Genomic DNA, 23,705 nt, shown 5'->3' on the forward strand with positions numbered 1-23,705 from the left:
ACTAAGAATCTATTTATGCAAAAGCAGACTCATGATGAGAATGCTCATACTTCTCCATCCATGCAAGGCCTGCAGCAGTGTTCTTGAGAGGCTTATATTCACAACCAATCCAGCCCTTGTATCCAATCTTATCTAAGAAGCCCAATAGGAAGTCATAGTTAATTTCGCCAGTACCAGGCTCATTACGTCCAGGATTGTCTGCTAACTGAATATGCCCAATTCTAGGGAGATATTTTTGAATCGTATTTGCTAACTCACCTTCCATGCGCTGAGCATGATAGATGTCATATTGCAAATACAAGTTATCAGCACCTACCTCATCCATGATTTCAATCGCTTGCTGAGTTCTTGATAAGTAGAACCCTGGAATATCATAAGTATTGATAGGCTCAATTAAGAGATTGAGTTTTGCTTTGCTTAACTGCTCTGCTGCGTAGCCTAAGTTACCAACAAAAGTATCGCGTAGCACTTTAGGATCAACCCCGGCAGGCGCCTTGCCTGCTAAACAATTTAACTGCTTAACATTTAAAAAAGTGGCATATTCAATCGCTTTATCTACCCCAGCACGAAACTCTGCAACGCGATCAGGGTGGCAAGCAATACCTCGCTCGCCAGCCTCCCAATCGCCTGCAGGCAGGTTATGCAAAACCAATTTCAACGCATAAGTATCCAAACAAGACTTAATTTCATCCTTAGAAAATGCATAAGGAAATAAAAATTCTACAGCCTTAAAACCACCAACTCGAGCAAGCGCAAAGCGATTTAAGAATGCATCTTCTGTAAAGAGCATGGACAAATTGGCGGCAAAACGAGGCATTGAATATTCTCTTTTCTGAATGACAAACTAGGACTGAAGAACTGCTACTGGAGCATCTTCAATAGATTTAGCAACAGGCTCAAACTCGTTAACGCTATCGATTTCTGTTCCCATCGCAATGTTAGTGACTCGCTCTAGAATCACTTCAACTACGACTGGTACTCTAAATTCAGCAATCCATGCCTCGGCTTGAGCAATTGCAGGAGCCAATTGGTCTTCACGCTCTACTCTGATGGCCTTACAGCCAAGTCCCTCAACAACCTTCACGTGATCGACGCCATAGCCCTTCACAATACCAGCGCTTTCCGGAATATTGACGTTATCGAAAGCCAATTGCACACAGTAATCCATCTCAAAGCCACGCTGTGCTTGTCGGATTAATCCAAGATAACTGTTGTTAACCAAAATTTGGATGAATGGCAACTTAAACTGTGCGCCGACAGCCAACTCTTCAATCATGAACTGGAAGTCATAGTCGCCTGAGAGGGCCACAATCTTACGGGTTGGATCAGCAGCACGTACACCTAGAGCTGCTGGAACTGTCCAGCCCAATGGACCAGCTTGACCACAGTTAATCCAATGACGAGGCTTGAATACTTTCAAGAATTGAGCGCCAGCAATTTGCGAGAGACCAATCGTACTGACATAGGTGACATCTTCGCCAAACGTTTGAACCATCTCTTGATACACGCGCTGCGGCTTCATTGGAGATTCATTAAAGTTTGTCTTGCGCTGATAGTCGATGGAATTTTTTCTACCCAAGCATTCAGCTGACCACTTAGTGCGATCTTTCAGCTTGCCAGCTTTCTTCATCTCCGTTGCAACTTCTATAAACAGGGCTAACGCAGCTTTTGCATCGGACACAATACCAAAATCAGGAGTAAAGATACGACCGATCTGAGTAGGCTCAATATCGACGTGGATAAACTTACGGCCCTTGCAATACACCTCGGTTGAACCCGTGTGGCGATTTGCCCAACGGTTACCGATGCCTAAAACAAAATCACTTGCCAACATCGTGGCATTGCCATAACGATGTGATGTTTGTAAACCAACCATACCAGCCATCAATGGATGACTATCAGGGATCGAGCCCCAACCCATGAGCGTTGGAATGACAGGAATGCCAGTGATCTCTGCAAACTGCACTAAAAGATCTGAAGCATCAGAATTAATCACGCCACCACCAGACACAATTAAGGGACGCTCAGATTCATTGAGCATTTCAAGCGCTCTTTCAATCTGCTTGCGAGTTGCCTGTGGTTTATAGGCAGGCAATGGCTCATAAGTATCGATATCAAACTCGATCTCAGCCATCTGCACGTCAATTGGCAAATCAATCAATACTGGTCCAGGACGGCCAGAGCGCATTAAGTGAAAAGCCTGTTGGAATACTCTTGGAACCAATGCTGGCTCAAGTACGGTAACTGCCATCTTGGTTAAAGGCTTAGCGATTGAAGCAATATCCACCGCCTGGAAATCTTCTTTATGCAATTTAGCGCGTGGAGCTTGACCTGTAATACATAAAATTGGAATGCTATCTGCTTGCGCTGAATACAAGCCGGTGATCATATCTGTGCCGCCGGGGCCCGATGTACCAATACAGACACCGATATTTCCTGGAGCGGCTCTTGTGTAGCCCTCTGCCATATGAGAAGCACCCTCTACGTGTCTCGCCAATACATGGGCAATCGACTGACGTTCGCGCATTTGGGCGTATAGGGGATTAATTGCAGCACCTGGTACTCCAAAGGCTTGGGTAACGCCCTCTTTTTCCATCACCAACACTGCTGCCATTGCTGCTTTCATTTTTGCCATGATTCATCTCCTCATATGGGTATGGACGAATCATCCCCAAATTCAGGTAAATAGAGAACCTCAGCAAATCTATATCTAGTATTCCACTGTGGAATAGTGTAAAAATCACCTATCTATTGCCACCAGAGAACCCTGTCATGGATCGCGTACAAGGAATATCCCTCTTTATTCGAGTCGTAGAAACGGGCTCATTTAGTAAGGCTGCTGAAGATTTAGGCATTACCCAACCCACAGCCACCAAATTTGTTGCATCCATGGAGAAGCGCTTAGGGGCATTACTGCTGCACCGCAGCACTCGTGGAGTCACCCCCACTGAGATTGGGAAAATTTATTACGAGAAATGCAAGTTGATAGCCCGTGAAATTGAAGAGGCTGATGACCTAGCTTCCTTGATGCAATCCAAAGTTCGCGGCAGGCTAACGATTAATTCATCGGTTGCTTTTGGGCGGCGGGTTCTCACACCCTCCATTCTCGAATTTATGGCACTTCATCCAGAGCTTGAAGTCAATCTCAGTATGGATGATCGATATATCAATCTTGTCGAACAAGGTGTCGATTTAGCGATTCGGATGCGACGTTTACCAGACTCTTCTTTAGGATCGAGATTTCTTGGTACCAACCCTTGGGTATTGGTTGCTACCCCTCAGTATCTCGAAAAACACTCGATCCCAAAAGCCCCAGAGGAAATCCGTAAACACCTTGCCTTAATCTACTCCACGGTGCAAGGCGACCATCGCTGGAGTTTCACAGACCAATCAGGTCATTCAGAATCTATCGAGGTGAAAGGGCCGTTTACCTCTAACAATCTCTCTTCCGTCTTATCAGCAGCTAGAGCAGGTATGGGTTTGGCTGCACTCCCCTGTTATGTAGCGCATCAATCGATGAAGGATGGAGTTCTGAGACCCATCTTGGAGGATTGGACACTACCAAGTCAAGAAATTCATGCGGTCTTCTCCTCACCAAAACATGTCCCCACCAAAGTAGTCCAATGTATTGATTGGCTGCAGGGACAATTTAAAGGGGAATGGTGGAAGGGTTTACCGGCAGGAAAGTCTGAATAAAAAAAATCCCATCATCAAGATGGGATCAAACTACAACATACTGCAGGACTTTGGTAAGACTAATGTTCAAGTACAAGCTCTGGCAGAGCCAACCTGCCTTGTGAGGTTTGAACCTTAGTGTTTAAAAGTTTAGTTAAAGCAAATACAGTGCTTAAACAAGGTGTCAGAGTATTGGTAATGCGCCCAAGCTCAATCACAGAACCAAGGAGTGCATCGATCTCTAAGTTATTGCCAGCTTCGAGATCCTGAAGCATTGAGGTTTTGTGTTTACCAACTTTTTCTGCTCCAGAAATACGTCTTTCAACATCCACCCGGAATATAACTCCTAACTTCTCAGCAATAGTTTGTGCCTCGAGCATCATATTGCGCGCCAAATCCTTAGTCAGAGGATTTCTGCAAATGCCCTCAAGATGCTCATGAGTGAGCGCACTGATAGGATTAAAAGTCATATTACCCCAGAGCTTTAACCAAATCTCTGAGCGGATATCTTCTAAGATAGGTGACTTAAATCCAGCATCTGACATCATCTGAGAAATTTTTTGGATGCGCTCGGATTGAGATCCATCAAGCTCACCAAGCGGAAAACGATTGCCCTCTACATGACGGATTACGCCAGGAGACTCTGCATAGGTGGCTGGATAGACAACACAACCAATCACATTTCGTGGATGAATCTTTTTCATAATCTGCCCACCAGCATCGACCGTCTCTACCGGGAAGTTTTCAAATGGGCCTGGTAGATTTTGGAAGTACCACCATGGAATGCCGTTTTGCATTGGGATCAATGTGGTCTCAGGGCCAACAATGCTAGCCAAATCATCAATGATTGGCTCAATTTGATGTGCCTTTACAGCCAACATGATGACATCAGGTATGCCGACATCACTAATTTTTTCCACTGCCCTAACCTGAGCAACAATAGGACGAGGCTCGCTCTCCATATAGAGTGTTAGACCATTTTTTTGGATTGTTGCAAGGGTAGCGCCCCGCGCAACTACGGTTACTTGATTACCAGCCCTGGCTAATTTAGCAGCCAAGTAACCACCAATTGCTCCACCACCTCCAATGACGCAGATTTTCATACAGCCTCCTCAGAATCTAAAAATATGATTTGAAGTATCTTGCGCAAACTATGTTCGCTTGTGAATACAAGAGATGCTATATGAGATATTCCCGGAAGGAATATCGAGTATTTAATAGCTAGGAATCACTCCACAGTTTTCCTGCTGTCGCCCAATCAGATTTTTTTACATCCTGATAAATCACATCGACTGATGCTGCAGTGCAACCCATAATTTTTACAGCAGCCTCTGTGATGGCTTTTGCATATTCCCGCTTTACATCATCACTGCGACCTTCAAATAATTGCACTTGAATTAATGGCATTGTTTTCTCCTTTTAGCTATCCATCAAAGCTCTTTCATATGCAGGCCATTCTAGCCGACCCTCATCATCCCCATCACTACATAGCTGTCCATAAGTTAATTCACAGATTTCAGCAGGTGGACAAATGAAATCCTGATCAGACCTAGATAGCACCTGAATTTTGCAGGCCTTATCCAGAACATCCATTAAATAAAATGCTTGCTGTATGGAAGCTCCACAAACAATGCTACCGTGGTTATGCAAAAGGATTGCTTTCTTATCAGCCAAATTTTCTAATAGAGTAGCCTGCTCCTTGGCAGACAATGCCAATCCCTGATAGTCGTGGTACGCCACATCACGATAAAAACGTAAAGCATGCTGCGAAATTGGCAAGAGTCCTTTTGCTTGAGCCGATACGGCAATTACTGAATCTACGTGAAGATGTAATACACACTTTGCATCAGAGCGCGCAGCATGTACTGCACCATGAATCGCAAATCCTGTCTGATTGACAGGGCCCTCCCCTGTCAATACCTGGCACTGCAGATTTACCTTTACTAAATTTTGAGGAGTCACTTCATTAAAGCGCAATCCAAATCGATTGAGTAAATAAGTACCATCTTCATCAGGCACTGAAGCTGAAATATGGGTATAGATTCCATCATCCCAATTCTTTAAATAAGCCAATTGATAAGCTGTCGCTAAATCAATGCGAACTTGTTTTTCTTGGTCAGAGATTGGCTCTAAGCCAGCCCAATCCTCAGAGTTGATATGAAATTTAGAATGCAAGGAATTCATCTGAGAATAGAGCTACTTTAATAACTGCAACATTGCTGACTCATCAATCACTGGTACACCCAACTCTTCTGCCTTAGTAAGCTTGCTGCCTGCATCCTCTCCAGCAACGACATAGTCAGTTTTTTTAGAAACTGAGCCAGCGACTTTAGCACCTGCTTTTTCCAGGAGGTCCTTAGCCTCATCGCGGGTCATGGTTGGGAAGGTACCAGTAAGGACAAAAGTTTTACCCGCTACAGCTGCGCTGATGATTTTTTCCTCGACAGAAAGCTGCATTCCTGAGGCCAGGAGTTGCTCAATGACCTCTCGGTTATGTGCTTCTTGCATAAAGCTGGTGATTGAATCTGCAACCACAGGACCCACATCTTTAACAGTCAACAAATCCTCGATACTGGCATCCATGAGTGCATGCATCGATTGATAATGATTGGCCAAGTCCTTTGCAGTGGTCTCACCAACATGACGAATACCGAGGGCGAAGATAAATCTAGCTAAGGTGGTATTTCTGGATTGATTAATCGCCTGAATGAGATTATCCGCTGACTTATCACCCATCCGCTCTAGATTCGCTAAAGCAGTGAAACCGAGGCGATAAAGATCAGCCGGCGTTCTCACGAGATTCTGATCTACCAATTGATCAACAATCTTTTCACCCAAACCTTCAATATCGAGAGCCCTTCTGTGGGCAAAGTGTATTAAAGCTTGCTTACGCTGCGCACCACAAAATAAGCCACCACTGCAGCGTGCCACTGCTTCATCGGCTAAACGCTCAATATGAGAATCACATACTGGGCAATTGACTGGCATCACAAATTCTTTCGTATCTGCAGGGCGGCGATCTTTGATCACCGAAACTACTTCGGGAATCACATCACCTGCTCTTCGTACCGAAACGGTATCCCCAATACGCACATCCTTGCGCTTGACTTCATCTTCGTTATGCAAGGTAGCATTGGTAACAGTAACACCCCCCACCTCGACTGGAGCCAGTCGTGCAACGGGAGTAATCGCACCAGTACGACCTACTTGCACATCGATTCCCAATACAGTAGTCAGCGCCTCTTGAGCTGGATACTTATGGGCTAATGCAAATCGTGGAGCTCTAGATACAAAGCCAAGTTTTGTCTGCTCTGCAAATGAATTGACTTTATAGACAACACCGTCGATGTCATAGGGCAATGCATCACGTTTGGCACCAATCTCATTGTAGAAAGCCAAGATCTCCGCAACTGAATGAAGAATCCTGCGCTCTGAGCACACTGGCAACCCAAGTTTTATATAAGCGTTGAGTAATTCTTCATGAGTTTTTGGTAGCCAAGACTGCGGCTCTAAAGCACCCAGCCCATAGGCAAAGAAAGAAAGTGGTCTTTTTGCAGTGATCTTTGAATCTAATTGACGTAAGCTTCCCGCAGCAGCATTGCGAGGGTTGGCAAATTCTTTTTCGCCACTAGCAGCTGCCTGTTGATTCATTTTTTGAAAGTCTTGAAGGTACATAAAGACCTCACCACGAACCTCTAAAACTCGTGGAATACTTTTACCCGTTAATTTCAGAGGGATGGCGCGAATTGTTTTGATGTTCGCAGTAACGTCCTCACCACTAGCCCCATCACCACGAGTAGCGGCTCTGACTAGAGAGCCATTTTCATAACGCAGAGAAATGGCCAGACCATCAAACTTCAACTCGCCTGCATAAGCTACATGATCCGCGTGCAAGCCTTCACGACAACGACGATCAAAAGCGCTTAGCTCAGCTTCTTCAAATGCATTATTGAGCGAGAGCATGGGTACTTCATGAGTCACTGAATCAAACTCTTTTAAGGCAGTACCACCGACCCGTTGAGATAAGGACTCTGGTGTAATCCACTCTGGATGAGCCGCTTCAATATCTAATAACTCTCGATAGAGGCGGTCATATTCAATATCAGGTAATAGTGGATTATCTAGAACATAGTAAGCATGCTCTAGGCGGGCAAGCTCAGCCTGTAAGAATGCGTAACGCTCCGCTGTATTTATCGGACTATTCGACGACAAAGTGATGTCCTAGCTAAAGAGTCTGTTAGCTGTGGAAGATCCAGCAGGGATGCCAGATTTCTCAAGATTGGCATAAAGGCCATCAAGATGCTGACGAATACTGATCACAGCTGCTTCGCTCAAATTAATACCATTGTCATCTACTAAACGACCATGAGCAGCTTGTGCAATCTCCACGCCCTCAGCCAACATTCTTTCAAAGGCGCGCTCTTCTTGCGCAACCAGAGGAACTTCTAAGAGTAAGGTCAATTGCATTACCGGCTTATTTGGATCTAAACCTGCGCTGGTAAAGATCAATGCCCCACTACTATAGAACTCATATTCACGGCCGTTACGCGCTAACTTGAAGCCACGTTGACGCATCAGTGCATCAAAATTACCCCAAGGGCAAGCTTCATCAAAGAGTACGTTGATGCTGAGTTGAATATCACTATCTGCCGCCATCACATCCAACTCCTTAGCGCTCTCTAGCATGGAGTTGACGCTAGGCATGTCGATTTGGGAACCCAGGGTATCGGCGAGCGCTTGAGCGCGAGAACAGAAATCAGATAATTCCAAGACGCCAATAGCACCTCGGCGACTTGCTAATTGAATAGCTAATTGGAGTTCAGAGTATGAAGATTGCGGGTTTAACTCTTCCCACCCCTGATCAATATTCAAACCTTCGCACATCCACTTTGCAGCAGATTGCGTTTGTAAGTCTGTCCATGTATTAATTTCTTCAAGAATCTCTGCCCCGCTGATACCCTCATCAAAGCGTAGCATAATGACGCAGTCAATGCGAGGATCGATGGCAAACTTCTCAGGAGAAGAAGTCGTTGCTAAAAGCGCGCTACCAAAACTAGGTTCATTACGCTCACTTGAGTCAGCATCTGCAAAACCCTGACCAAAACTAGGCTCGCGTGCAAAGCGATCATCAAGAGCATATTCACTCTGCTCTCTTGCTTTACGACGTGCCCGGGAGTACTTAAGGTTGAGGATGGCTACCAATATCAAAATCAGTAGCCCAATAACTGCTAAGGCAAACTGCAAATCAGACAAACCCAACATTGTCATGATTTGTTCTACGTACACTTAAGCAGCCTCTACCATTGAAACCGCTGAAGAGATATCCACGGCAACAATGCGTGATACGCCTTGCTCTTGCATCGTGACACCAATCAACTGATGGGCAATTTCCATGGTGATTTTGTTGTGGGAAATAAACAAAAACTGTGTTTTATCTGACATTTTGGCGACCAGTTGAGAATAGCGCAGGGTATTGGCATCGTCTAACGGTGCATCAACCTCATCAAGTAAGCAGAATGGAGCTGGATTCAACAAGAAAAGAGAGAAAACCAGTGCGATCGCCGTCAAAGCCTTTTCACCACCGGAGAGCAAGTAGATGCTGCTATTTTTCTTGCCTGGAGGTTGGGCCATTACTTGAACGCCCGCGTCCAAAATCTCTTCACCAGTCATCACCAATTCAGCATGACCACCGCCGAACAGTTCTGGGAATAATTTTCCAAAGTGACCATTGACTTGATCAAAGGTGCCTTGCAATAAATCACGAGTCTCTGCATCAATCTTGGCAATCGCATCAGTCAGAGTCTGCATTGCTTCATTCAAGTCAGCAGATTGTGCATCTAAAAACTGCTTACGCTCACGTGAGCTGGATAACTCATCAAGCGCAGCCATATTCACTGGACCCAATGATTGAATCTCAGTATTTAAACGATTGACTTCAGTCTGCAAGGCACCCACCTTTAGGTCAGGACTAAAGTTTGCTTCCAAGGCAGTTAAGTCAGCTTCTGCATCGGTCAACAAAGTCGCAAATTGCTCATAGTTCAAGCGGGCAGCCTGCTCACGCAATTGCAAATCCACCACCTTATCGCGCATTGGCTGCAAGCTACGCTCTATCTGCATACGGGCTTCATCAGCCTCACGCAATTGATGTAATAAAGCATCTTGCTCAGTACGAGCGTTTGCCAAAGCCGCTTCACGCGCGCTACGAGCTAACAAGAGTCCCTGTAATTTTTCTTGCGCTTCTTCGTCACTTAAGGAAACTAACTCTTGAGTGGCCTGATCAAACTTATCCTGAATCTCCATGATCTGAGTGCGAGCAGTACTTTGATCACGTTGCAAGTCTGCTATACGCTGTTGCAGTGAGCGAGTTGCAAAGGCAGCCTCTTGTGCAGACATTTCTGCTGCGCGTAAAGATTCACGCAAACGATCACGTTCTTGCGTGGCAGCCTCTAATTTTTCTTGAGCAGATGCTAAAGCATCTTGGAGGCCCTGCTTAGATTCTTCTGCTTGACTTAACTCTGCCGCAGATTGCTCTTGTGTATTACCTAATTGCTCACCTTGCAGACGCAACTCACCCAATTCATCCTGAATTTGGGCAGCGCGCTGGCTATATTGTTCTTCAGCCTGAGTTAACTGCATTCTCTCTACTTCAAAGCCATGAGCTTCTTGCACTGCCTGCTCAGCATTGATACGAGCTTGCTCTGCTGCTTGATGAGCCGCTTGATAGTTAGCAACGCATTGATCTAGTTCACCTTGCAATTCGCTCTGCATCAATTTTTGAGCGCGTAACTGTTTCTCAAGACTTTCCATCTCTTGCGCACGGGCCAACATACCAGCCTGCTCAGAATCTGCTGCATATAACTGCACGCTTACACGACTCACTAAATGGCCTTGCTGAGTAACAAATGCACCACCAGCTGGTAATTTTTCACGGCGATGCAAAGCATCTTCGAGACTGGAGGCAATATAAATATTGTCTAACCACTCTTGCAACACAGAGGTAAGCCTTGGGGCACCAGCACTTTGCACACGACTTAATAAAGGTGTGAAATCCGCTGGAGCTGATGTATGTGCTGGGCTAATTTCTTCTGTCAGCAAAATCGCCAAACGACTTGGAGGCGCATCATTGGCTAAAGCGAGAGTTTCTTGCACACTCTTTGCAGTCACTGCAGCCAAACGCTCACGCAATACCGACTCCAAAGCGGCTTCCCAACCGCTCTCTACTTTGAGCTCTTGCCAGAGACGCTTACTTTCTTTAAGACCTTTACTTTCAAGCCATGGACCAATCTTGCCTTGCGCTTGCACGCTGGCTTGTAAGGCGGTCAAAGCAGTTAACTTAGCCTCAGTTTGAGCCAAATCTTGATTGGCTGTCTGAATTTTTTGTTGGGCAGCATTACGTGCCTCATCTGCAGCAGGCACGCGTTGCTGTGTTTCACCTGCGCGTTGTTTTGACTCTTCAACTTTGCGCTGCGCCATAGCTTGACGATCAATCGCCATTTGCAAAGCTTCTGCATCTGGCCTACGCATACCATCAAGCTCACCTCTTAAGCGGGCTTCACGCCCTTTGAGCTCATCGGATTGAGCTGACATGGCACGAATACGCTCACCCAAACTCGCAAGACGTTGTTCAATAGAGGCTAAGCTTTCGCGGGCGTTATTGAGATCACGTGCAGCAGTTTGATAAGCCTCTTCACGACTTGGCATCTGCCCTTGTAAGCCAGTGAGGTCTGCCAAGAGAGTTTGTTCTTTTTCTGAAGCTTCATTTAGTTCATGCTCAGCAGTGCGTTGCGCTTGAGCAGCATCAGTTTCTTGCACGGTCCAGCGCTGCAATTGTGCCTGCAAATCTTGAGTTTGTTGTTGTAAGCGTTGGCGCGCTTCTTGTACATAATGAATCTGTGATTCAACCTGACTCACATCAGAGTTGGTTTCATATAACTCACCTTGCGCCTCAGAGACTTTATCTTGCAATGCGTATTGTTGAGTACGCATGGTTTCCAGTTCAGACTCAGCATGACGCAGCTTAGCAGTCTGCTCTTCCAAGTTCACTTGGGTATCACGGATAGCATTGGCATGACGCTCTTGCTCTTTTCCAGCCTCGGTCTGACGCACAAACCAGAGTAACTGTTGCTGGGATTTCATTTGCGCAGAGAGCTCTGCATGACGCTCGGCAACTGTTGCTTGTTTTTCTAAGCGAGTGAGTTGTTGATCAAGCTCACGCAAAATGTCTTCAACACGGGTTAAATTTTCGACAGTGTCCTCTAAACGAGAAGCAGTTTCTTTACGACGCTCTTTGTATTTAGAAACCCCAGCTGCCTCTTCCAAGAACACACGCAACTCTTCTGGTTTTGCCTCTAAGATGCGATTAATTGTTCCTTGACCAATAATGGCGTAACCTCTTGGACCCATACCGGTACCCAAGAAAATATCTTGAATATCTTTGCGGCGGACCACTTGGTTGTTGACGTAATAACTAGAATTACCGTCACGAGTCAAAACACGTTTGATACCTAATTCTGTAAAAGCACTCCACTGACCTTGAGCACGTCCTTCAGAATTATCAAAAATGAGTTCTACGCTGGCACGACCAGATGGTTTGCGTAAACCTGAGCCATTAAAAATAACGTCTTGCATGGACTCACCACGCAACTCACTGGCGCGGGATTCACCCAAAACCCAACGTACAGCGTCAATAATGTTCGACTTTCCGCAACCGTTAGGGCCTACAACACCAATTAATTGGCCAGGCATTTCAAAATGGGTTGGGTCAACGAAAGACTTAAAGCCGGAAAGTTTGATGGATTTCAGTTGCACGGCGTACTTTGCAGGGAAAAAAGAGGTTCAAAAAAGGGGTAAAAATTTACATCTAAAGTGGGAAGATGATAGCAAGCTTAAGGCTACTTAGACGCGTTTTTGCCCCATCGATATAATGGTAGATCTACCTCCAGGGACAAAATCCCTTAACAATCTGATAGTTAACTGAAAAGCATGAGCCAATCACCACAAAGCATCATTGAACAAGCCTGGGAAAACCGCGCAGACCTCTCACCCAACAGCGCCCCTGGAAGCGTCCAGAGCGCTGTAAATGCGGTCTTGGAAGGCCTCAATGCGGGCGCCATTCGAGTCGCCGAGCGTCGCGATGTCGGTAAGTGGGAAGTAAATCAGTGGGTTAAGAAAGCCGTACTGCTTTCTTTCCGACTAGAGGACAACGTTCCAATGAGTGCTGGTGGTTACACCCAGTTCTACGATAAGGTTCCTAGCAAATTTGAAGGTTATACGGCTGCTGACTTTGCAGCGGGCGGATTCCGCGTGGTTCCCCCTGCTATGGCTCGGCGAGGCTCTTTTATTGGCAAAAATGCTGTTTTGATGCCTTCTTACGTCAATATTGGTGCTTATGTTGGTGAAGGCACTATGGTCGACACTTGGGCAACCGTTGGTTCTTGCGCTCAAATTGGTAAAAACGTTCACCTTTCTGGTGGCGTTGGCATTGGCGGTGTTTTAGAGCCAATTCAAGCCGGCCCAGTGATTATTGAAGATAACTGCTTTATTGGCGCCCGCTCTGAAGTAGTTGAAGGGGTCGTCATTGAAGAGAATTCGGTTCTCTCCATGGGTGTCTATATTGGTCAAAGTACCAAAATTTATGATCGTGAAACTGGTGAAGTGCATTACGGTCGTGTTCCTGCTGGCTCAGTAGTAGTTCCAGGCTCATTGCCTTCTGCTTGCGGTAAGTACAGTTTGTATGCCGCAATCATTGTAAAAAAAGTGGATGCACAAACCAGAGCCAAGACTGCCATCAACGAACTGCTGCGCGACTAAAAATCTATGAGCGCCACGCTTGAGCTTACTGAAGCTCTGATCGCTTGCCATTCCGTAACACCGGCAGATGGTGGCTGCCAGGATTTAATTGCTCAACGCTTACAAGCAATTGGCTTTCATACTGAGAGCGTTATTAGTGGGCCTGAGAATTTTCAGGTCACCAATCTTTGGGCCATCAAAAAAGGGAAAGCGGGCGATCAAGGCAAAGTGCTGATGTTTGCTGGTCATACCGATGTAGTGCCCACTGGCCCGCTTGAAAAATGGACCAGCAACCCATTTACGCCAACGATTCGTGATGGCTTACTCTACGGTCGTGGTGCAGCTGATATGAAAACCTCTCTAGCTGGATTTGTAGTTGCCACAGAAGAATTTGTTACTACCCATCCTGATCATCAAGGTTCCATTGCCTTCTTAATTACTAGCGATGAAGAGGGTCCCGCCAATGATGGCACTGTCATCATGTGTGAGCGTTTACAACAACATGGTCAACGCTTGGATTACTGCGTGATTGGCGAACCAACCTCTGTTGATCAGTTGGGTGACATGATTAAAAATGGTCGTCGCGGCTCTTTATCCGGCAAAGTGAAGATCAAAGGTATACAGGCGCATATTGCCTACCCTCATTTAGGTGCGAATCCCATTCACTTGTCTGCGCCAGCCATTACAGCATTGGTAGAGACTGAGTGGGATAAGGGCAATCAATATTTTCAGCCAACCAGTTTTCAGATTTCGAATGTTCATGCGGGCACTGGTGCCAATAATGTGATTCCTGGTGAGCTAGTAATCGACTTTAATTTCCGCTTCTCTACCGAGAGCAAACCAGAACAATTGCGCGAACGTCTTGAAAACATTCTCAAAAACGCTGGTCTTGATTTTGAGATCGACTGGGTATTAGGTGGCAGCCCATTCATTACTGGTGATGGCGATTTAGCAGGTGCCTTACGCAAAGCCATTAAAGCCGAGACACGAGTGGATACCGAACTCTCCACTACTGGGGGTACTAGCGATGGTCGCTTTATCGCCAAGATCTGCAAAGAGGTTGTGGAATTTGGGCCGCTCAATGCGACTAGCCACAAAATCGATGAGTGCGTCATCATTGATGATGTTGAGCCCCTCAAAAATATCTATCGCAAAACGCTTGAGCAGCTCATAGCTTAATCTCACCCCACTGCTTTTCTTTTTTAATACACAATTCATCCATCATGGACCCTGAGCCTTCACAAGCCTTTACAGTCAATCAGTGCATTGATCAAGTCGCACTCAAACTAAAGGCCGCAAAATTGCATTATGGGCATGGCGCTAGCGATGCGCAGAGTGAAGCCTTGTGGATTACCAGCAAACAATTGGAACTCAGTCCTGCAGAAGCACTAGATCATCTAGAGCGAACACTAACGAGCGATCAATACCAAATGGCATTCGCTATCGCTGAGCAAAGAATTGCAACTCGTAAACCACTGGCCTACATTTTGGGTGAAGCTTGGTTAATGGGTGTGCCATTTTTCTGTAGCGAACAAAGTATTGTTCCCCGTTCATGGATTGCGGAGCTGATTGTGGATGGATCATTGGAGCCATGGTTACCGGCCGATGGCAAAGCATTAGATCTTTGCACTGGCAATGGCTCTTTGGCTATCTTGCTTGCTCTTTCTTGTCCTGATATTCATGTGAGCGCTTGTGATATCAGCATGCCAGCCTTATCTGTTGCAGCACGCAATGTGGATCGCCATAGCTTAAGCTCTCAAGTGGAATTATTAGATGGCGATCTTTGGGATGCACTACCCGAGCCCAATGAAGACAACCTCTTTGATCTGATTATTTGCAACCCACCTTATGTCAATGCCACTTCAATGAGCGCTCTACCAGCTGAATATCAAGCTGAACCAGCCTTGGCCCTTGCGGGTGGTGATGACGGTATGGATTTAATTCGCAGGATTATTGCTCAAGCGCTAGATTATCTCTCTGAACGTGGCGCTATTCTGCTTGAAATTGGTAATGAGTATGAGAACTTTAAAAAGGCGTTCCCACAAATTCCTGTGATTTGGATGGAAGTGTCCGCTGGCGAAGAGCAAGTACTCTTAATACAAGCAGAAGATCTGCGTTAAAAAATAAAACGATTTACTGAAAATTAACTGAGTTCTGCAGCAGCTGCGATCGCTTGATCAATTCGCTCTACAGGAATTACTTTTAAGCCCGGGATCTTGGTCTTGGGCATATTCGCCTTTGGAATAATGGCCACTGTAAAGCCTAACTTAGCAGCCTCTTTCAAACGCTCTTGACCGCGCGGACAAGGACGAATCTCTCCAGCCAATCCTACCTCACCAAAAACGATGAGCTCCTTAGGTAAGGCGCGATTACGAATCGATGACTGAATTGCTAGCAGCACTGCCAAGTCTGCCGCTGGTTCTGAAATCTTGACACCGCCAACAGCATTTAAAAATACATCTTGATCAAAACACGCCACGCCCGCATGGCGATGCAATACCGCTAAGAGCATTGCTAAACGGGCTTGCTCTAAGCCAACTGCAAGACGCCGTGGGTTAGGAACATGTGCTGTATTTACCAATGCCTGAATTTCTACCAAGAGTGGTCTACTGCCCTCTTGAGTGACTAATACGCAAGCGCCGGGAACCATTTGCTCATGCTGCGATAAGAAGATTGCCGAGGGGTTGGTGACACCTCGTAGACCTTTTTCAGTCATTGCAAATACACCAAGCTCGTTAACGGCACCAAAACGATTCTTAATCGAGCGCACTAAACGAAATGAAGAATGGGTATCACCCTCAAAATACAATACCGTATCCACAATGTGCTCCAGCACCCGTGGGCCAGCCAAGTGGCCATCTTTAGTCACATGACCCACCATCAATACACAGATCCCACTGGATTTTGCAGCTCTGGTGAGTTGGGCAGCGCACTCACGCACTTGGGCGACGGAACCTGGCGCTGAACTTAACACCTCAGAATACAAAGTCTGAATAGAGTCCACCACCAATACCTGTGGCTTGACAGTATCCATGATGGAGATGAGTTTTTCTAACTGAATTTCTGCTAAGACCTCTAGTTGTGGCGCATTGAGCGCGATGCGTTTTGCACGCAATGCTATTTGTGCAGCCGATTCTTCACCACTGCTATAGAGCACATTCATACCTGCAGAGCTCATCTCAGCCAAAGCTTGCAGTAGGAGTGTTGATTTACCAATTCCTGGATCGCCACCCAATAAAACTACGCCACCAGGTACTAGCCCACCACCTAATACGCGATCAAACTCTTCAACACCAGTACTAAAACGTGGCAAATCTTCGGCAGTAATTGCAGAGAGTTTTTGTCTTGGTAATGATTGCGCTAAACCCTGAAACCGCGAGTTAGACGTGGTCTCGGGCAAGCCCTCTTCCATAGTGTTCCACGCCTGACACGATGGGCACTGGCCCTGCCACTTTGCAGAAGTGCCGCCACAAGATTGGCAGATATAAACCGTTTTGACTTTAGCCAAGGGATTCCTAGTAATTGAAGCTAATAAATTCAGTGTTAATCGAGTTGCGTGCCAGCTTTATTTTCTTGGGCACGCTTAGGGGCGTCCTTGCGACGCTGCTCCAGATCGGCCGCTCTTGCAGCCGCAGCTTTTTGCTTATCTTCAAACTCGCGTTGATTATCAACCCGTTCTGCAGCCTTGACAGGCGAGGCCCGCTCAGCGGCACGCTTTTGATCTTCCTGATCTTTAATACTCTTACGTAAATTGCGTTGTACTTCATGCAAAGCACGTTCTTGCTCGCTAATGGGATCAATTTCTTTACGATATTCTGCTCTAGCGCTACGCAAGCAATAGTTCACCCAATAGTTTTGATAGCAATCTGATGAAGCTTTGCCCCAGCGGTACTTAGCCCAGTCTCTTTGCAACTCTAGCTCTGACTCGATCTTATCCAATTTAGCTAACTCAGCCTCTTCAGCAGGCGTTGCTAAAGTAATACCGCTAATGGAGCTCAGTAATAAAAATATCCCAATGAATATTTTGGATCGCCGAGAAAAATTCTTTCTCAAATTTCCACCTTTGCGCCCAACTCAACCAAGCGATTTGCAGGAATTTTGAAAAAGTCTGATTGACGACCGGCATTTTGATACATCCAGCAAAACAAGCGTTCACGCCACAATGCCATACCCGGAATCTCCGTAGAGACAATGGTGTCACGTGACAGGAAGAATGAGGTATTCATTAAATCAAACTTCAAGTCAGAAGACTTCTGCAGTAATTCGATGATCTGGCCCATGTCCGGAGTTTCATTAAACCCATACACAGTGCGAACTACGTAAACACCATTACCAAGATCTCGCAAGGTAATGCGCTCATCATCCTTAACATAAGGGACATCCCAAATACTGACCTTTAAGAAAAAAACTCTTTCATGAAGCACGTGGTTGTGTTTGAGGTTATGTAAAAAAGATACCGGTAAATAATCGACGTGAGCCGTTAAGAAAATGGCTGTACCTTCAACTCGATGCGGTGGATGCATCATCAAGGCTTCGATAAAACTCTTTAACTCAATGCCATTATTGATCGCCTTCTGACGTAAGATCTTGCGGCCTTGATACCAAGTCATCAAGAAAATGAAGCAGACTGCGCCCAATAACAGCGGAAACCAACCGCCTTCCATAATCTTCAATAAATTAGCCGTTAAGAATGCGAGATCAACAGCTAAGAATGCACTGATTACCAAGGTTACTAGGATAGTATTCCAGCGCCACACTACACGCATCACAATCGCTGCCAAGAAGGTGGTGACGATCATAGTGGTAGTCACCGCAATGCCGTAGGCTGCAGCTAAGTTTTCAGACTTCTTAAACGCTAACACCACCACAATAACCAAAACCAATAAAGCCCAATTAACTAATGGCATATAAATCTGACCGATTTCCCGTTCAGACGTGTGACGCACTTTCATACGAGGTAAAAAACCTAACAAGATGGCTTGGCTAGTCATTGAAAAAGCACCGGATATTACCGCTTGGGATGCAATCACGGTTGCGGCAGTAGCTAAGATCACCAATGGGAAAACAAACGCTTCGGGCACCATCAAGAAAAATGGGTTGCTAATAGTTTCTGGGTTATTCAAAAACATTGCACCCTGTCCAAAGTAATTTAAAAGCAAACAAGGCATCACGATAAAGAACCAACCCATCCGAATAGGCTTCACTCCGAAGTGGCCCATATCGGCATAAAGCGCTTCAGCACCAGTCAGCACTAGGAACACCGCGCCCAGCACAATAAAGCCTTGCAGAGCATGCTCATCCATAAAGTGAATGGCATACATTGGATTGATAGCAGCAAAGATAGCTGGATGCTGTACGACCTGATATATACCCATTAGGCCAATCACTGCAAACCACAGCACCATAATGGGTCCAAATAATTTTCCAACTACATCGGTACCAGTCTTTTGAATCACAAATAGGATAACTAAGATCACTACTGTAATCGGCAACACAAAACGAGTGAGATCACTAGATATCACCTCCAGACCCTCGACTGCAGACAGAACTGATATTGCAGGTGTAATGATTGCATCACCGTAAAACATACAGGCCCCAAAAACACCGGCCATGATGATTAACAATGAGCGCTTGGAACCGCTTGGTGCCGTCCTTAAGGCCAATGCCATCAGCGCCAAAATACCACCCTCACCATGATTATTGGCGCGCATCACAAACAAAACATATTTCAACGACACCACAATTGCAAAAGCCCAAAAGACCATGGAGATCACACCATAAACAGCATCGGCTGAAAAAGGAATACCATGCTCAGGACTAAAACACTCTTTCAGTGCATATAGAGGGCTGGTACCAATGTCCCCAAAGACCACGCCAATCGCAGCAAACATTAAAGCAATCGAAGCGCCTTTTTTGTGAGGATGATCCTCTCGTGAAATTTCTACCGGCCTCAATAGAGATGATTCAGAAAACTCCGGATTACTCACTGACATGAATTGTTCCTAGCGTGTTGTTGCGTGGCAATATATTACTCCTTATGTCAGATCATTAAATCTGGAATTTTTGGCAGAAAACCGCATATTTACGCGTCTTTTGAAGGTTTACCTCGACAGAGGGGTCCAAAAAATGGTAGAGTCTATGTCTTCAGACGCGGGGTGGAGCAGTCTGGCAGCTCGTCGGGCTCATAACCCGAAGGTCGTAGGTTCAAATCCTGCCCCCGCAACCAAATAAGCAAAAAGGCTTCTTCGTCGATCGACTAGGAAGCCTTTTTTGGTTTTAACTCATGCCATCAATGCAAGGTTGGCTATGAAAGCTGATCTATTCTCCCCAGCACTCTTGGCTTTGGCATCCAACCTAGCCAACACTCTTTTGGGTAGTGTGATGTTGATCCTCTCAATATCATCCGACAGTAGAGCGGGATCAATCTCCACAATTGCCCAGACATAACCCTTAAATTCTTTTCGCTTTTGAAGCTCCCTCAACGAGCTGGGCTTTGGTATTTCTTGACCTTCATCTAAGGCCACCTCAATCCATAGTTCTATCGCTTCTTTTACTTTTTCAATAGCTTCGTCAATTCCGCTATCAGCAGCAGAAAAACAGCCCGGCAAATCTGGAACGATGACGCCCCATGCCTCTGACTTACTGCCCGGCTCAATTGCAACTGGATATTTCATTCACCCTCCCCCATTAAGCCTGCTTGTTTAAATATTACCTTTAATAAACCGGTTGGCATATCTTTTCTTGGATGTGTAACAACAATATGACCTTGCTTCAAGGGATGAACATAAACATGATGCGATCCTCTTATTCCCCGCAGACGCCAACCGTCACGCACTAACTTTTCAATAACTTTTTTACTATGCATTCATACCCTTTAATTATACACATCATACACACTAAAGAAAAGCTCATCTAATGCCTATGCCACAACCTTTTGACCTCCTGCCTCCAAAAAATCACCTTAGAGCTCGACTTACCTTGATCTCTAAAAAGCCAAATCTGGGCTCCAGTTCTTGGCGTTTGATAAAAGGGAATATCTAAACCTGCATAGCGAGCGGTCACCGTGGGGTGAGGGTGACCATAACGATTGCGATAACCATTTTGCGCAAAAGCAAAATCAGGATTTAATTTCGTTAATAAATCAATGGATGAAGATGTTTTGCTTCCATGGTGTGGGGCCATAAAAATAAATTCTCGATCTCCCATTGCATTGAGCGCAAATTGATCCAAGCGAGCAACAATTTCTGCCTCACCCTGTTTCTCAACATCTCCCGTTAACCATAAAGAGCCATTTTTATTTCGCACCTCTAATACACAACTCATCTCATTGGGTTTCATTGAGTATTGATTTTGAAAAAGAGTGTCTTCATGAGGATGCCAAATTAAAAACTCCACTTCGTCCCAAGTCCAATATTGGCCATAACGACATGGAATGCTGAGAATTTTTCGAGACTGAAGATTCAATAGCAGTGGGTTATTGTTCGGCAGTGAACCCATCATTGATTGAAAAGAAATCTGTTTCAATAAAGAGGCAGCGCCACCCACATGGTCACTATCGCTATGACTAATAACCATACGATCGATTTGATCGATACCTCTACCGCGTAAATACGGCAAAATGACGCGCTGACCAGCATCATCCCTCTTACCTTGAATCGGCCCGGTGTCATACAGCAATCTTTTATGCGCCGTTTCTATCAATACAGCAGTACCTTGTCCAATATCCAATACGGTAGCCCTAAACTCCCCGGCTTTAAGAGATACATTGCCAAGATTTACCGTTGGCATGAACAGTAGCAATAAAGGTAATAATGCTAATGACCGGTATAGCCAAGTACTACTGAGTTCTCCAGGATGAATTGCATAAACAATCCCGACCCCTGAAATCAGCAAGAGCCACCACTCCGGCTGGCCAGACCAAACCACAGACCAACTCCAATTGGCCATCCACTCAAGCACTAGAGCCAGATATTCCATTGATGCATGTGCAGGGAGCAAGAGCCAGCGACCAATAAAGTCAGGCAACAATGCGCCTGCGATTGCTAATGGAGTAACAACGTAACTCACCAAAGGAATTGCTAAAGCATTAGCGAATGGTGACACTACAGAGACTTGATAAAACCAATACAAAGTAAGCGGAAGTAAAGCGATAGTTACCACTGCTTGAACACGGCATGCTTCGCGCATTGCTTGTAAAGCTCGATTTGACCAATGTATCTCTAGCTCTTTCCCAGTGGGTATACCCAATAACCCCGAAGAATCTTTCATGGCATAAAGAATGGCAGCGACTGCTCCAAACGAAAGCCAAAAGCCTGGTGTATAGGGCGCCATCGGATCAACGAGAAGCACCAATACGAGCGCCCACCACCAAATATCAAAAGATCTTGGATTTCTGCCAGTCCACAAAGCAAACGCAACAACACCAACCATATACATCGTTCTTTGCGCCGGTATCTGAAAGCCAGCTAACCAAGCATAGATAAACGCCGTGATAAACCCAGAGGCGGCTGCGACCTTACTCACTGGAATGATGAGTGGTAGAGTGCGGCGCCTCCATATCCACCCTGCAGCAGAAGCGCCTACACCTGCCAACATCGTGACATGTAATCCCGAGATAGAAATCAGATGACCTATACCGGTTGCATTAAATACCCGCCAGTCATCCTGCTCAATCGCATTTTGATCACCCATCACCAATGCAATCATCACGCCACCATAACGAGCATCCTTTGGTAACAGTGATTTGATCTTTTCACGTAATTTCCAACGTGCCAACTCCATGCGAAGTTCAAACTCAGTCAGTCTAATATCACTTGCTTTTAACAATTCACCCGATCTAATAGATCCACTAGCACCAAAATCCTGATGGAAGGACCAGCGCTCAAAATCAAAGGTGTAAGGGTTTAAAGAGCCATAAGGTCTCTTTAGTTTGACTTTCAATTTCCAGCGCTGTCCTGGAATAATTTCAGGGATTTCTTGGGCACTTCTCCATGCTGGTTGCCAACTCAAATACACTCGCTTGGGAAAGTTACTGACTTCGCTATTGCCAGAAAATAGATGGTCTATCTCAAAAGCGAATTTAGCGCTTGCAGAACTGCTCTGCGGCAGAGCGGCAACTCTCCCCTCAATGCTGAATTCTTTACCCTCCAACTCCTCAGCAAGAATATTTACCAAGCGGCTCTCCGCATAGTGGGCATTCCACGCAAAGCCCATACTAAACAACAAGATGCAAATCAAAATCTGTTGATGCCACCTGACTTGAGGTCGCAGATATAAGAACAATAGACACAGCACGCCCACAGCAGAGCAAAAAAATGGCCATCCTGATGGCACTTGCGGCAAAAAGAAAAGGAGCGATCCCCCGGCGATAAACGCCGTAATAGCTAAGCGCAAGGTTTTAAGAGGCTAGAGTGAAGTTTGGATTGCCAGCACAGAGGGCTGACCAACGCGGCAATGCTTGCATAGCATTACACCAGACAGCAGAAGCAAATTCAGAATCACTAATGCCACGTATTACAGCTATCTCTTTCACTATCCGAACCACAAAGGCGGGCTCATTAAATGCAATCCCCTCTTGCTTTAACCAGGCTGGCGGAATATCAGGAGAATCTGTTTCGGTAACGATACTATCGATAGGCAACTTAACTAAGAGTCTGCGAATCTGCAGTGCGCGCTCGTAAGTAGCTGCGCCACCAAACCCTAATTTGAAACCAAGCTCTATAAATTGCTCGGCTTGCTGGAAGCTACCGTTGAATGCATGCGCAATTCCTCCGGAGATTTTACGACGCCTAAGGGCTTTCAAAATAGCATCTTGTGAGCGCCGTACATGCAAAATCACTGGCAATTTAAATTGCTGAGCTAAGTCTAATTGCGCATGAAAGAAATATTCTTGCTTATGTGGATCCAGACCCTCTACAAAGTAATCCAAACCAATCTCACCAATACCTACAAACCTTGGATCAGAAAGTGACTGGGTAATCTGCTCTTCAAGTAACGCAATATCTTCTTCGTGAGCTTGATTGGTATAGAGGGGATGAATACCTAATGTATAGACCAAGCCAGGGATCGCATTTCCATATTGAGAGGCAAGTTCTCTAACATGCTGACAATCAGCAGCTTTGACTGCGGGCAGCAAAATAGCCTGAACGTTCTTTTCTTTTGCGGCAGAAATGATGTTTGGCAAGGAGTTTGAGAACTCTGGCGCGTCTAGGTGACAATGAGTATCAATCCACATGGGATGC

General features: G+C 45.6%; 19 protein-coding genes and 1 tRNA gene. 5 read left to right on the plus strand and 15 right to left on the minus strand.

Going from position 1 to position 23,705, the window contains the following annotated elements; translation table 11 throughout:
• Positions 1-13 precede the first annotated feature (13 nt).
• Positions 14-817 (minus strand): hydroxypyruvate isomerase, encoded by an 804-nt coding sequence (gene hyi, locus ICN35_RS03400; RefSeq protein WP_216124307.1) that lies wholly within the window; start codon positions 815-817, stop codon positions 14-16.
• Between the two features lie 27 nt (positions 818-844).
• Positions 845-2,635 (minus strand): glyoxylate carboligase, encoded by a 1,791-nt coding sequence (gene gcl / locus ICN35_RS03405; RefSeq protein WP_215296519.1) that lies wholly within the window; start codon positions 2,633-2,635, stop codon positions 845-847.
• A gap of 137 nt (positions 2,636-2,772) precedes the next feature.
• Between gcl and ICN35_RS03410 the strand changes: the two genes are divergently transcribed.
• Positions 2,773-3,696 carry a LysR family transcriptional regulator gene (locus ICN35_RS03410; RefSeq protein WP_215296518.1) on the plus strand — a complete coding sequence of 308 codons (924 nt, stop codon included), beginning with the start codon at positions 2,773-2,775 and terminating at the stop codon, positions 3,694-3,696.
• Positions 3,697-3,755: 59 nt separating this feature from the next.
• Here ICN35_RS03410 and ICN35_RS03415 read toward each other — a convergent pair whose 3' ends face one another.
• The 6 genes from ICN35_RS03415 to smc all read right to left on the minus strand — a co-directional run bounded on the left by ICN35_RS03415 (position 3,756) and on the right by smc (position 12,483).
• Positions 3,756-4,778: a 2-dehydropantoate 2-reductase gene (locus ICN35_RS03415; protein ID WP_216124314.1), complete on the minus strand. Its 1,023-nt coding sequence runs from the start codon at positions 4,776-4,778 to the stop codon at positions 3,756-3,758.
• A gap of 118 nt (positions 4,779-4,896) precedes the next feature.
• Positions 4,897-5,082 (minus strand): 4-oxalocrotonate tautomerase, encoded by a 186-nt coding sequence (locus tag ICN35_RS03420; protein ID WP_215296516.1) that lies wholly within the window; start codon positions 5,080-5,082, stop codon positions 4,897-4,899.
• Between the two features lie 12 nt (positions 5,083-5,094).
• Positions 5,095-5,859, minus strand: a complete 765-nt coding sequence (locus ICN35_RS03425) for a class II aldolase/adducin family protein (RefSeq protein ID WP_216124317.1) — start codon at positions 5,857-5,859, stop codon at positions 5,095-5,097.
• Between the two features lie 12 nt (positions 5,860-5,871).
• Positions 5,872-7,887, minus strand: coding sequence for an NAD-dependent DNA ligase LigA (gene ligA, locus ICN35_RS03430; RefSeq protein WP_216124319.1), 2,016 nt, complete (start codon positions 7,885-7,887; stop codon positions 5,872-5,874).
• Between the two features lie 9 nt (positions 7,888-7,896).
• Entirely contained in the window at positions 7,897-8,961 is a 1,065-nt protein-coding gene (locus ICN35_RS03435; protein ID WP_370625654.1) for a cell division protein ZipA C-terminal FtsZ-binding domain-containing protein, read from the minus strand.
• The gene (gene smc / locus ICN35_RS03440) at positions 8,962-12,483 is read right to left on the minus strand and encodes a chromosome segregation protein SMC (protein ID WP_216124320.1); all 3,522 of its coding nucleotides are present in this window, start codon (positions 12,481-12,483) and stop codon (positions 8,962-8,964) included.
• Positions 12,484-12,657: 174 nt separating this feature from the next.
• Between smc and dapD the strand changes: the two genes are divergently transcribed.
• The 3 genes from dapD to prmB are packed head-to-tail and all read left to right on the plus strand — an operon-like array spanning position 12,658 to position 15,584.
• Positions 12,658-13,485, plus strand: coding sequence for a 2,3,4,5-tetrahydropyridine-2,6-dicarboxylate N-succinyltransferase (gene dapD / locus ICN35_RS03445; RefSeq protein ID WP_216124322.1), 828 nt, complete (start codon positions 12,658-12,660; stop codon positions 13,483-13,485).
• Positions 13,486-13,491: 6 nt separating this feature from the next.
• Entirely contained in the window at positions 13,492-14,643 is a 1,152-nt protein-coding gene (dapE, locus tag ICN35_RS03450) for a succinyl-diaminopimelate desuccinylase (RefSeq protein ID WP_215296511.1), read from the plus strand.
• A gap of 44 nt (positions 14,644-14,687) precedes the next feature.
• Entirely contained in the window at positions 14,688-15,584 is an 897-nt protein-coding gene (gene prmB, locus ICN35_RS03455) for a 50S ribosomal protein L3 N(5)-glutamine methyltransferase (RefSeq protein ID WP_216124324.1), read from the plus strand.
• 23 nt (positions 15,585-15,607) lie between these two features.
• On the opposite strand, the gene radA is transcribed toward prmB, so the two are convergent.
• The 3 genes from radA to ICN35_RS03470 are packed head-to-tail and all read right to left on the minus strand — an operon-like array spanning position 15,608 to position 19,355.
• A complete protein-coding gene (radA, locus tag ICN35_RS03460) occupies positions 15,608-16,972 on the minus strand; it encodes a DNA repair protein RadA (protein ID WP_216124326.1) in 1,365 nt (454 codons plus the stop codon).
• Between the two features lie 35 nt (positions 16,973-17,007).
• Entirely contained in the window at positions 17,008-17,517 is a 510-nt protein-coding gene (locus ICN35_RS03465; protein ID WP_216124334.1) for a hypothetical protein, read from the minus strand.
• Entirely contained in the window at positions 17,514-19,355 is a 1,842-nt protein-coding gene (locus ICN35_RS03470; protein ID WP_216124519.1) for a potassium transporter Kup, read from the minus strand. Before ICN35_RS03470 ends, ICN35_RS03465 begins: the two co-directional genes overlap by 4 nt.
• 258 nt (positions 19,356-19,613) lie before the next feature.
• On the opposite strand from ICN35_RS03470, the gene ICN35_RS03475 reads away from it, so the two are divergent.
• Positions 19,614-19,690: transfer RNA gene (locus ICN35_RS03475), tRNA-Met, on the plus strand.
• A 55-nt stretch (positions 19,691-19,745) separates the two neighbouring features.
• Here the strand turns inward: ICN35_RS03475 and ICN35_RS03480 are convergent.
• From ICN35_RS03480 to ICN35_RS03495, 4 genes are all read right to left on the minus strand, one after another.
• Positions 19,746-20,138, minus strand: coding sequence for a type II toxin-antitoxin system HicB family antitoxin (locus ICN35_RS03480; protein WP_216124336.1), 393 nt, complete (start codon positions 20,136-20,138; stop codon positions 19,746-19,748).
• Positions 20,135-20,329 carry a type II toxin-antitoxin system HicA family toxin gene (locus ICN35_RS03485; protein WP_216124338.1) on the minus strand — a complete coding sequence of 65 codons (195 nt, stop codon included), beginning with the start codon at positions 20,327-20,329 and terminating at the stop codon, positions 20,135-20,137. Before ICN35_RS03485 ends, ICN35_RS03480 begins: the two co-directional genes overlap by 4 nt.
• A gap of 47 nt (positions 20,330-20,376) precedes the next feature.
• Entirely contained in the window at positions 20,377-22,797 is a 2,421-nt protein-coding gene (locus ICN35_RS03490) for a DNA internalization-related competence protein ComEC/Rec2 (protein WP_216124520.1), read from the minus strand.
• A gap of 64 nt (positions 22,798-22,861) precedes the next feature.
• Positions 22,862-23,698, minus strand: coding sequence for a TatD family hydrolase (locus ICN35_RS03495; protein ID WP_216124521.1), 837 nt, complete (start codon positions 23,696-23,698; stop codon positions 22,862-22,864).
• Positions 23,699-23,705 lie beyond the last annotated feature (7 nt).

It is taken from the genome of Polynucleobacter sp. es-GGE-1, assembly GCF_018882005.1.
Lineage (GTDB): Bacteria > Pseudomonadota > Gammaproteobacteria > Burkholderiales > Burkholderiaceae > Polynucleobacter.

Coding starts and splice junctions, on each gene's coding strand:
- prmB (WP_216124324.1), top strand. CDS start 14,688: ATGGACCCTGAGCCTTCACAAGCCTTTACAGTCAATCAGTGCATTGAT.
- ICN35_RS03420 (WP_215296516.1), bottom strand. CDS start 5,082: ATGCCATTAATTCAAGTGCAATTATTTGAAGGTCGCAGTGATGATGTA.
- ICN35_RS03470 (WP_216124519.1), bottom strand. CDS start 19,355: ATGTTTGCTGCGATTGGCGTGGTCTTTGGGGACATTGGTACCAGCCCT.
- ICN35_RS03410 (WP_215296518.1), top strand. CDS start 2,773: ATGGATCGCGTACAAGGAATATCCCTCTTTATTCGAGTCGTAGAAACG.
- ICN35_RS03425 (WP_216124317.1), bottom strand. CDS start 5,859: ATGAATTCCTTGCATTCTAAATTTCATATCAACTCTGAGGATTGGGCT.
- hyi (WP_216124307.1), bottom strand. CDS start 817: ATGCCTCGTTTTGCCGCCAATTTGTCCATGCTCTTTACAGAAGATGCA.
- ICN35_RS03480 (WP_216124336.1), bottom strand. CDS start 20,138: ATGAAATATCCAGTTGCAATTGAGCCGGGCAGTAAGTCAGAGGCATGG.
- dapD (WP_216124322.1), top strand. CDS start 12,658: ATGAGCCAATCACCACAAAGCATCATTGAACAAGCCTGGGAAAACCGC.
- ICN35_RS03415 (WP_216124314.1), bottom strand. CDS start 4,778: ATGAAAATCTGCGTCATTGGAGGTGGTGGAGCAATTGGTGGTTACTTG.
- dapE (WP_215296511.1), top strand. CDS start 13,492: ATGAGCGCCACGCTTGAGCTTACTGAAGCTCTGATCGCTTGCCATTCC.
- gcl (WP_215296519.1), bottom strand. CDS start 2,635: ATGGCAAAAATGAAAGCAGCAATGGCAGCAGTGTTGGTGATGGAAAAA.
- ICN35_RS03495 (WP_216124521.1), bottom strand. CDS start 23,698: ATGTGGATTGATACTCATTGTCACCTAGACGCGCCAGAGTTCTCAAAC.
- ICN35_RS03485 (WP_216124338.1), bottom strand. CDS start 20,329: ATGCATAGTAAAAAAGTTATTGAAAAGTTAGTGCGTGACGGTTGGCGT.